Below are 9,305 nucleotides of genomic sequence, written 5' to 3'. Positions count from 1 at the left end.
TAAACTAACTGAAGTTGGGCGACGTTAAAGGCCCAAAATAGCTTTCAAAAGCAACAGTCAGCAGATTTTCGTATTGAAATGATTTTTCGTAGCTTATTGTAGTAACAGTAATATTTTCACTTTCCCCGAGGAAGAGGCCATGTTCATTCGTTCCTTCGAAACTCTCTGGCTCTAGGTGCAAGTGAGCGATTAGTCCATCCAAATATATTCTTGCGATTGGTATCGTTTTCTCAGGCAAGTCGCCAAATGTCGGGGTCACCTTTTCGTCCAAAATTGGACTGTGGTTATGCGGCTCACCTTTTGTTGAAAGCTGAATAAGCGATACAGGCATTTCTGCGCAGTCAATACGCCTTTTTAGTATGGCGGATTTTGCCTTCTCTTCTATTTGGCTAGGAAGAGAGAAATTTTGCATATCCGGAATTTTTGATACACTCGCACGCCAAGCGATACTCCAGAAAAACAGACAAACAGCTTCTTGATTGAAATTCTGTACAATTCTGATTCCATGGTCTGCAGACATCGGCCCGAATACCATTTCTCTCGGCAGGTGAAAGTTCCAACCAGACCAGACCAATTTCGCGCGTCGTAGTTCCTTGACTGCAAGGTCGTCTATCTCGCTTAGCAAGTCTTCTCCATCTCGTGTTACTAAGGATGAATCATACCAGCTAGTCCAACGCCTTAAGTGTCCGCGCCCCTTTGTCGATTGCAGCAACGGTGCGCCAGATATAGTTGGCCGTGTAAAGGCCTGGGGGATAATATGCGATTTTACAAGTTTGCCTTCATTTTCTGTTAGCCGACAAACGCCAATTTTCTTTCTGGCCATTAAACATCCAGCTCCTCCACGAACTTCGCGTTTTCCTGGATGTACTGGAAGCGGAGCTCGGGTTTCTTGCCCATCAGGCGCTCGACCAAATCGCCGGTTTCGCCCGGCTCGTCCTCGTCGATGGTGACGCGGATCAGCTTGCGAGTCTTGGGGTCCATCGTGGTCTCTTTCAAATCCTTGGCGTCCATTTCGCCAAGACCCTTGAAGCGGGAGACGTCGATCTTGCCCTTGCCGCCGAGGCCCTTCTCCAGCCATTTGTCGCGCTCGGCCTCATCGAGGCAGTAGACGCGGCGCGCACCCTGGGTCAGGCGGAACAGCGGCGGGCAGGCGAGGTAGAGGTGGCCGCCGTCAATGAGCGGGCGCATCTGCGTGAAGAAGAAGGTCATCAGCAACGAGGCGATATGGGCGCCGTCGACGTCCGCATCGGTCATGATGATGATCTTGTCATAGCGCAGATCGTCGAGGTTGAATTTGGTGCCAAGGCCGACGCCAAGCGCCTCGCAGAGGTCGTTGATCTCCTGATTGGAGCCGAGTTTGTTGGAGGCCGCGCCCAGCACGTTCAGGATCTTGCCCTTCAGGGGCAGGAGCGCCTGATTGACCCGGTTGCGCGCGCCCTTGCCGGAACCGCCCGCGGAGTCGCCCTCGACGATGAACAGTTCGGTGCCGGCGCGGTCCTTGGAGGTGCAGTCGGTCAGCTTGCCGGGCAGGCGCAGTTTCTTGGTGGCGGATTTGCGCTGGGTCTCTTTTTCCTGCTTGCGGCGCAGGCGTTCCTCGGCGCGCAGCACGAGAAAGTCGAGGATGGCGCCGGCCGATTTGGTATCGGCGGCCAGCCAGTTGTCGAAATGATCGCGGACCGAGTTTTCCACCATCTTGGCGGCAGCCTCGGTCGAGAGGCGGTCCTTGGTCTGGCCGACAAAGGCGGGATCGGCGATGAAACAAGAGACCAGCGCGCAGCCGCCCGCCATCAGGTCGTCGCGGGTGATGTTGCCAGCCTTCTTGTTGCTGACCAGCTCGCCGTAGGCCTTGATCCCTTTTAGGATTGCGGCCCAGAAGCCCGCCACATGGGTGCCGCCCTCGGGTGTGGGGACGGTGTTACAGTAGGACTGGGTGAAGCCGTCGCGGGACGGGGTCCAGTTGATCGCCCATTCCACGTATCCCGGCGCGTTGAATTTCTCGCGGAACTCAACCTTACCGGCAAAGGGCTGGTCGGCGTAGACGGAGGATTTGCCGAGCACCTCTGTCAGGTAGTCCTTGAGGCCGCCGGGGAAGTGGAAGGTGGCCTCGGTCGGGGTCTCATTGTCGTCGATTTCCGATTTCCAGCGGATTTCGACGCCGGAGAACAGATAGGCCTTGGAGCGCACCAGGGTAAACAGGCGCTTGGGCTTGAACCGGTGGGAGCCGAAGATCTGCTCATCGGCGTGGAAGGTGACAAAGGTGCCGCGCTTGTTGGGGGCGGCGCCGATTTTTTCCACCGGACCCTGCGGCAACCCGCGGGAGAAACGCTGTTCGAACAGTTCCTTGTTCTTGGCCACTTGCACGACCATGGAATCCGACAGCGCGTTCACCACGGAGGAGCCGACGCCGTGCAGACCGCCAGAGGTCTGATAGGCCTTGCCGGAGAATTTGCCGCCTGCGTGCAGGGTGCAGAGGATCACCTCAAGTGCCGATTTGTCCGGGAACTTCGGGTGCGGATCAATCGGGATGCCACGGCCATTGTCGGAGATGGTGACGGAAAAATCCGCGTGCAGCGTCACCTCGATCCGGTTGGCGTGGCCCGCGACGGCCTCGTCCATGGAGTTGTCGAGGATCTCGGCGACCATATGGTGCAGCGCGCGCTCATCGGTGCCGCCAATATACATGCCGGGGCGCTGGCGGACCGGTTCGAGGCCTTCCAGAACCTCGATCGAGGAAGCGTCATAGGTCTCAGAAGCGGGCGTGCTGAGGAGGTCGTCGGCCATATGCGGGGCTGCTCTTGGTTGGTTTTGATTGGCCGCCATTATGGCAGGTGTTGGGGCCGGGTGGAAGAGGCACGCAAGGGGCTGTGGATAAGGCAGGGCAGGGCGCGCGGCGATCAGTTTATCGGTGGTAAGGCCGGGCAACTGGGTGCGGCGATATTCTTCGTGCGGCGCCTGGGCTTGCGGGCTACACCTGTGGGCAGCGGCAGGCAGGAGGAGGGCGCGCGGGTGGCTGAGACTGGGATCAAGACGCAGGATTGGGCGGTGTTCCGCGCTGAGGCGCAGCGGATGCTGGAGGCGGCGCTGGACCAGATGCAAGAGGCAGCGGAGCGCCCCTGGCAGCCGATGCCGGAGGATATTGACGCGCGCTATGCGGTGACGGCGGAGGCGCTGGGGCCGCAAGAGACGGTCGACCGGATCATCCGGGACGTGCTGCCCTATCACGGTGGCAACACCCATCCGCGGTTCTGGGGCTGGGTGCAGGGATCGGGTCTGGCGACGGATCTGATCGCCTCGGTTGCGGCGGCGGCGGTCAATGCCAATATGGGCGGGCGCGACCATGGCGCGAACTACATGGAGCGCGCGGTTGTCGACTGGACGCGCCGCAAAATGGGGATGCCGGAGGGGGCCAGCGGCATTCTGGTGACCGGCACCTCGCAGGCGACGGTGATTGCCTTTCAGGCGGCGCGGCTGCGGGTGCTGAAGGATGTCCGCAAGACCGGCCAGGGCGCGGTGCGGCTGACCGCCTATGCGGGCGAGGGCGTGCATAATGCCTCGCTGAAGGCGGTGGAGCTGTTGGGTATCGGTTCGGACAATCTGCGCAAGGTGCCGCTGGTCGATGGCCGGCTGGACTGCGCGGCCTTGGCCCGGATGGTGGCCGAGGATCGGGCCAAGGGCGCGCTGCCCTTTCTGCTGGTGGGCAATGCGGGCACCGTGGATCTGGGGCAGTTTGACGATCTGAATGCCTTGGCCGATGCGGCAGCGGATTTGGGGCTTTGGCTGCATGTGGACGGGGCCTTTGGCGCCTGGACGCGGATTGCGGCGGAGCCTTACCGGTCGCTGAGCGACGGGATCGGCCGGGCCGATAGCATCGCGCTGGATTTCCACAAATGGATGTATGTGGGCTATGACTGCGGCATGGCGCTGCTGCGCAACGAGGAGGAGCACCGGGCGGCCTTTGCGGCGCGGCCTGCCTATCTGGAAGGCGCCGAGCGCGGGCTGGCGGGCGGTGAGCCGTGGTTCTGCGACTATGGCATCGACCTCAGCCGTGGCAACCGGGCGCTGAAGGTCTGGACGGCGCTTGAGACCTATGGCGAGGCGGCGTTCTGCGAGGCGATCACCGGCAATTGCGAGCTGGCGGCGCTGATGGCGGCTGAGGTTGAGGCGCAGCCGCTGATGGCACTGGGCGCGCGGGTGGTATCGAATATCTGCGTCTTTACCGCGCGCAGCGATCTGGCGCCGGAGGCGCAGTCTGTGATCAACGCGCATATTGCCCAGACCCTGCAGGAAAGCGGCGAGGCGGTGTTCTCGACTACCCGTGCGGAGGGCCGCGTGATGCTGCGCGCGGCGATCACCAACCACCGCAGCCGCGCGGCGGATGTGCGGGCGGCGATTGCCGCGGTGGCGCGGGAGGCGGCGACGTAAAGCGATGAGCCCCGCGCCTGCCTGGGCGGGCGCAGGCGTGACGGCGCGGCTTGGCGTCCGGCGCGATAGATGATTGCCGTTGCGTCTTGTTGCGCCGGTGAACGCGCCTGCCGGGGGGCAGGCAGGCGCGGGGCGGCGGTGCCGCCTTGCGTAACATCTGTGACGTTCGGTTCCGTCTTTCCGCCACGTCAGATCCCGCTACTCTCGGGTCAGACAATTAGGGAGAGTGACATGGCCTGGATCAGGACCGTTCCGTTTGAAGAGGCAACCGGCAAGCTGAAAAAGCTCTACGAGCGGGTGACCGGGCCGGGCAACAATGTCGACAACATCATGATGGTGCACAGTCTGCGGCCGCATTCGATGGAAGGGCATATGGCGCTTTACAAGAATGTGCTGCACCACAGCTGCAACAGCCTGCCGAAATGGTATCTGGAGGTGCTGGGAGTCTGGGTCTCGTCCCTGAATGACTGCGCCTATTGCGTGGAGCACCATTTTGCCGGCCTCCAGCGGCTGCTGGCGGATGAGGCGCGGGGGCAGGAGATCCGCGCCGCGATCGAGGCGCGCAACCCGCAGCTGGCGCCGTTGGATCCGGCGCAGCGGGCCGGGCTGGTCTATGCGCGCAAGCTGACCGAAGCCCCGGCCGCGCTGATCGAGGCGGATATCCATGCGCTGCGGGCCGCCGGTCTGGATGACGGGCAGATTCTGGAGATCAATCAGGTCTGCGCCTATTTCTCCTATGCCAACCGCACCGTGCTGGGGCTGGGCTGTTCGATCCGGGGGGATGTGCTGGGGCTGAGCCCCAACAACAGCGACAATCCGGAGGACTGGGGCCACAGCTGATCCCGGCGATCAGGCAGCGACCGGCTTGGTCAGGATCGGGCGCAACAGGGTGAAGACGGGTGCCAGCACGAGAGCTGCGCTACAGATCGCGGCCTTTGGATCCACCGGCGACGTGAGGTCGAGATCAGACCACAGGGTCAGCGACTTGCGGCGCAGGAGATCGGCGTGGGGATGGGTCTGATCCTGTGGCCCCGGCACCCGTTTCAGCTCAGCCGCGTTGGGTCGAAACCCCTTGAGGGTGAGGATATCCAGCAGCGCCGCCAGCTCATCGGCAAAGCCGCTGTCGGGGGGCTGTCTGCGCCCGTCGATCTGGTCGAGGCCTGCCGTCGGATAGACCCGGACCAGCGGTCGGCCCGCAACCGCAATGCGCCAGCGGCTGAGCGCAGCACCGTCAAGGCTCATGACACCGCCGCCGACGCGCAGCCGGGCCGGGTCGATGCCAAAGAACAGCCCGGCCCCCGGCAGCAGCGGCAGCTTCCACAGCATATGCAGATGGGTGTGATAGGGGGTCTTGTCCCTGGAAAACCGCAGATCGCGCTGGGGCCGGAACAGCTTGCCCTGAATGCCGGGATGATGCGGGCGCAGGTAATCGGCAACCTCAGCCAGCAGCGCCTCTGCCGGGCGGCGCAGCTGGTCGTCATAGCGGGCCTTATGCGTCTGGAACCAGTCGCGGCTGTTGTTCTGCGACAGCTCCGTCAGGAAGGCCTGCGCATCAGGGATCAGCTGGCGTGTGAGATCGGACATGCAGGCGCTCCTTGCTGGCGATGATCGGCACCGCCAGCATATCACATTTGCCGCAGATCGTACCCATAAGACGGCGCGCATAACCGGCACGGCAGAAGTCGGCGGGCAGATTGCAACCGGAGCGGAAATGAGGCTTGCCGTCCTGTCGACCCGTGCCTAAGGCTTGCATATGACACAGAGATTGCCCGCGCCCGCCCCGAACACACTCCTTGCCCATAGTCGCGCCATTGCCGTGCTTGGCCTGCCGTTGATTGGCGGGCATGTGGCGCAGTTTGCCATCGGGTTGACCGATACGGTGATGCTGGGCTGGTATGGGGTCGACGAGCTGGCGGCGGTGACGCTGGGCTCGTCCTATTTCTTCTCGATCTTCCTGTTCGGATCCGGCTTTGCCTTTGCTGTGATGCCGATGGTGGCCGCCGCAGCCGGTGCCGGCGAAGAGCGTCAGATCCGGCGTTCTACCCGCATGGGGCTTTGGCTGTCGCTGGTCTACGGGGTGCTGGCGATGCCGCTGTTGTGGTGGTCAGAGGCGATCCTGCTGTTGCTGGGCCAGGAGGAGAAGGTGGCCCATGACGCAGCGGAATACCTGCGGATTGCAGGCTGGGCGCTGTTTCCGGCGCTGCTCTATATGGTTGCGAAATCCTATCTGGCGGCGCTGGAACGGACCCAGATCGTGCTGTGGCTGTCGGTTTTTGGGGCGGTGGTGAACGGGCTGGTGAACTATGCGCTGATCTTTGGCAACTGGGGCGCACCTGAACTGGGGATTGCCGGGGCGGCGCTGGCCTCGCTGGTGACCAATGGCCTGTCCTTTGTGCTGGTGCTGGTCTACGCGCTGAAGGCCTTGCCGGAGCATGAGCTGCTGAAGAATTTCCAGCGTCCGGACTGGGAGATGCTGGGCCGGGTGCTGCGCATGGGGCTGCCGATTGGGCTGACCACGCTGGCCGAGGCTAGCCTGTTTGCGGCCTCGGCGATGATGATGGGCTGGCTGGGCACGGTGCCGCTGGCGGCCCATGGTATCGCGATTTCGCTGGGCGGGCTGACGTTCATGGTGCATCTGGGGCTGTCGAATGCGGCGACCATCCGGGCGGGCAATGCCTATGGCCGCGGCGACCGCGCGCATCTGGCACGCGGCGGCAAGGTGGTGACGCTGATGTCGCTGCTGGTATCGTCGGTGGCGATTGTCCTGTTCCTGACCGTGCCCGGCCCGCTGATGTCGCTGTTTCTGGACAGCGCCGACCCGCAGAAGGCCGAGATCCTGCTGATCGGCGGCGTGCTGCTGGCGGCGGCGGCGCTGTTTCAGCTGATGGATGGTATGCAGGTCATCGCGCTGGGCCTGTTGCGCGGTGTGCAGGACACCGGCGTGCCGATGGTGATTGCGGGGCTCAGCTATTGGGCGGTGGGGATACCGGCCTCTTATCTGCTGGGCTTTACCTTCGGCATGGGCGGGCTTGGCGTCTGGCTGGGGCTGGTGATCGGCCTGTCGGCGGCGGGGCTGTTCCTGATGATCCGGTTCTGGCGCCGCTCGATCAAGCGGGTGGGCGCCCCCTCCGCAACGCTGACCACCGGATAACGGCGCGAGGCACCTGTCAGCCGCGCACCGGAAAGGGGGCGGTATCGCCCCCTTTGGTCCTCTTGCCGGGTCATCACCGCGACCCCGGTAGCCGTCGCGGCGCGGGCTAGTTGCTGATCGGTGCCAGCAGATCGGGGTTGGTCACCAGATTGCGGACGCCATGGGCGTGGGTCTCGTTGAAATAATTATGCTCGAGCCAGGTGCCGACGCTGTGGATATTGACGCGGATCACCTTGGGTCGGACGCTCCAGGTGACCTGAAACGGGGAGCCTGTGGTATTGTACCCCGGACCGGTGGTGGAGCCGGCATAGCTGATCGGGGTGCCGGAATTGGCCGGGATGTTCTGCGCCTGATAGAGGTTGTTTCGAACGGTGAGACGGGTCAGCTCGGTGAAATCGGCGGCGTATTCGTCATTGACCAGCACATAAACCTGCGCCTCAACCCGCAGCTGCGGGTTCTTGATCGCATCGCTGAGGCAGGCGCCCAGCGTTGGCCCCGGGGTCACCTGCGCGGTGGTGTGGACGTAATGCACCTCGATGGTGTCGCCCGGTTGCAGATCGCCGTGGCCGCCCTCGGCGCCGATGGGGCTGTCCAGCGGCGCCAGTTCCGCCTCGCTCAGCGTGCCGTCGTATTGATAGCCGGTGCCATAGCCCTTGCCATCGCCATTGCCCGCGTAGCTGGTGAATTCACCGCCGCGATGTTCTGCGTTTTCATGGAAATGGATATTGCAGAGGTTCATCTCGGTGGCGGGCGGTGCCGCGCTGAAGACGCGCAGGTTCTGCCCCTCGACCATGTCGATGTCGCGCGGCGATTGCGGACCAAATCCGGCCCCGAAGGTGCTCATGGCCAGTGCCGCACGTTGCCGGTCGATTTCGCTGTCCTTGACGGTCTGCGCACTGTCTGCGGCCAGTGCGACACCGCTGGCGAGGGTCAGGGCGGCAAAAGCGGGCATGATCGAAATATATGACGTCATCGGGAATCCTGTTGTGACTGAATGATACTGGTAACAGTGGCGGCAGTGGCGGATCTGCGCAGGACCAGAACAGGGGGCCGGGGTGATCGCGCTACAGTCCGAAACTGCCGCCAATGGTTCCTATAATGATTGTGTGATGAAAATATTAATCGCCTTATGGTTGCCATTGCAACCCACCCCTCACCGAAGGGCTGGCGGTGGCGTCCAGCGACAGAGGACGTAAGGAGCGGCGGCGCGACACGCATGATGTGCAAGCCGCCAAAGATCCGCGCGTACGCATCGGGTGATGTTCAGATCCGGCGCCACCGATGGCCGGTCATGCCCACGCTAATCAGGAGGGGGCGCTGTCCTTGGCGCCACGGGCCAGATGATCGGCCTTCTTGCGCACCAGCACCGAGCGCAGGTCGTGCATGGCGAGCAGCAGCTGGTCGGTGATCTCCTCCAGCTGCGCGGCGCTGGCCTTGCTTTGTGCCCAATGGGCGGTGCTGTTCAGATGCTCGATGGTGCGGTGAATGTCATCCATCTCGCGCGTGGCCAGCGTCTCGCGGCGCTGATCCATCCAGCTGCGGATCGCGTTCAGATCCTCGGCACTGAGGTCACGGTCGCCATGGGCGCGGATCTCGCCGCTGCGCAGCTTCACCACGGCGATCTGATCCATATCCAGCCGCCGCTGCCGGTTCTCACTATCGACGCGGAACACAAAGGCTCCGTTGTCGCGCACGCGAAAGTAATAGTCCGGCAGGGAGGCAGCCATGCGAA

Annotated in this window: 9 protein-coding genes; 4 read left to right on the top strand and 5 right to left on the bottom strand. The window is 62.9% G+C overall.

All coding sequences use genetic code 11. The features are described 5' to 3' along the window. Positions 1–4: 4 nt before the first annotated feature. Together WLQ66_RS09180 and parE are read right to left on the bottom strand one after the other, a co-directional pair. Positions 5–823, bottom strand: a complete 819-nt coding sequence (locus WLQ66_RS09180; protein ID WP_340546016.1) for a hypothetical protein — start codon at positions 821–823, stop codon at positions 5–7. After that, positions 823–2,781, bottom strand: coding sequence for a DNA topoisomerase IV subunit B (gene parE, locus WLQ66_RS09175; RefSeq protein ID WP_340546015.1), 1,959 nt, complete (start codon positions 2,779–2,781; stop codon positions 823–825). Before parE ends, WLQ66_RS09180 begins: the two co-directional genes overlap by 1 nt. Positions 2,782–3,006: 225 nt before the next feature. On the opposite strand from parE, the gene WLQ66_RS09170 reads away from it, so the two are divergent. Both WLQ66_RS09170 and WLQ66_RS09165 read left to right on the top strand, forming a co-directional pair. Beyond that, positions 3,007–4,422, top strand: a complete 1,416-nt coding sequence (locus WLQ66_RS09170; RefSeq protein WP_340546014.1) for a pyridoxal phosphate-dependent decarboxylase family protein — start codon at positions 3,007–3,009, stop codon at positions 4,420–4,422. A gap of 231 nt (positions 4,423–4,653) precedes the next feature. Further along, positions 4,654–5,262, top strand: a complete 609-nt coding sequence (locus tag WLQ66_RS09165; RefSeq protein WP_340546013.1) for a carboxymuconolactone decarboxylase family protein — start codon at positions 4,654–4,656, stop codon at positions 5,260–5,262. A gap of 9 nt (positions 5,263–5,271) precedes the next feature. Here the strand turns inward: WLQ66_RS09165 and WLQ66_RS09160 are convergent, their stop codons facing one another. Next, complete coding sequence (locus tag WLQ66_RS09160) at positions 5,272–6,006, bottom strand: DUF2461 domain-containing protein (protein ID WP_340546012.1); 735 nt, start codon at positions 6,004–6,006, stop codon at positions 5,272–5,274. Between WLQ66_RS09160 and WLQ66_RS09155 the strand changes: the two genes are divergently transcribed. Together WLQ66_RS09155 and WLQ66_RS09150 are read left to right on the top strand one after the other, a co-directional pair. Then, entirely contained in the window at positions 6,005–6,166 is a 162-nt protein-coding gene (locus WLQ66_RS09155; RefSeq protein ID WP_340546011.1) for a hypothetical protein, read from the top strand. The genes WLQ66_RS09160 and WLQ66_RS09155 overlap by 2 nt on opposite strands. Before the next feature lie 9 nt (positions 6,167–6,175). Continuing rightward, positions 6,176–7,573: an MATE family efflux transporter gene (locus WLQ66_RS09150; RefSeq protein WP_340546010.1), complete on the top strand. Its 1,398-nt coding sequence runs from the start codon at positions 6,176–6,178 to the stop codon at positions 7,571–7,573. A 106-nt stretch (positions 7,574–7,679) separates the two neighbouring features. Here WLQ66_RS09150 and WLQ66_RS09145 read toward each other — a convergent pair whose 3' ends face one another. Together WLQ66_RS09145 and WLQ66_RS09140 are read right to left on the bottom strand one after the other, a co-directional pair. Beyond that, on the bottom strand, positions 7,680–8,546 hold the full coding sequence (locus tag WLQ66_RS09145) for a delta-class carbonic anhydrase (RefSeq protein ID WP_340546009.1): 867 nt from the start codon (positions 8,544–8,546) through the stop codon (positions 7,680–7,682). A gap of 331 nt (positions 8,547–8,877) precedes the next feature. Next, positions 8,878–9,300: a hypothetical protein gene (locus WLQ66_RS09140; RefSeq protein WP_340546008.1), complete on the bottom strand. Its 423-nt coding sequence runs from the start codon at positions 9,298–9,300 to the stop codon at positions 8,878–8,880. Positions 9,301–9,305 lie beyond the last annotated feature (5 nt).

This window comes from Phaeobacter sp. A36a-5a (genome assembly GCF_037911135.1).
Lineage (GTDB): Bacteria > Pseudomonadota > Alphaproteobacteria > Rhodobacterales > Rhodobacteraceae > Phaeobacter > Phaeobacter bryozoorum.
The sequence above is the reverse complement of the archived record's forward strand: the minus strand, read 5'-3'. Positions and strand labels throughout refer to the sequence as shown.

What these genes read in the sequence shown, in the direction of transcription:
- WLQ66_RS09180 (WP_340546016.1), bottom strand. Translation starts at nt 823, where the DNA reads ATGGCCAGAAAGAAAATTGGCGTTTGTCGGCTAACAGAAAATGAAGGC.
- parE (WP_340546015.1), bottom strand. Translation starts at nt 2,781, where the DNA reads ATGGCCGACGACCTCCTCAGCACGCCCGCTTCTGAGACCTATGACGCT.
- WLQ66_RS09165 (WP_340546013.1), top strand. Translation starts at nt 4,654, where the DNA reads ATGGCCTGGATCAGGACCGTTCCGTTTGAAGAGGCAACCGGCAAGCTG.
- WLQ66_RS09155 (WP_340546011.1), top strand. Translation starts at nt 6,005, where the DNA reads ATGCAGGCGCTCCTTGCTGGCGATGATCGGCACCGCCAGCATATCACA.
- WLQ66_RS09160 (WP_340546012.1), bottom strand. Translation starts at nt 6,006, where the DNA reads ATGTCCGATCTCACACGCCAGCTGATCCCTGATGCGCAGGCCTTCCTG.
- WLQ66_RS09150 (WP_340546010.1), top strand. Translation starts at nt 6,176, where the DNA reads ATGACACAGAGATTGCCCGCGCCCGCCCCGAACACACTCCTTGCCCAT.
- WLQ66_RS09145 (WP_340546009.1), bottom strand. Translation starts at nt 8,546, where the DNA reads ATGACGTCATATATTTCGATCATGCCCGCTTTTGCCGCCCTGACCCTC.
- WLQ66_RS09140 (WP_340546008.1), bottom strand. Translation starts at nt 9,300, where the DNA reads ATGGCTGCCTCCCTGCCGGACTATTACTTTCGCGTGCGCGACAACGGA.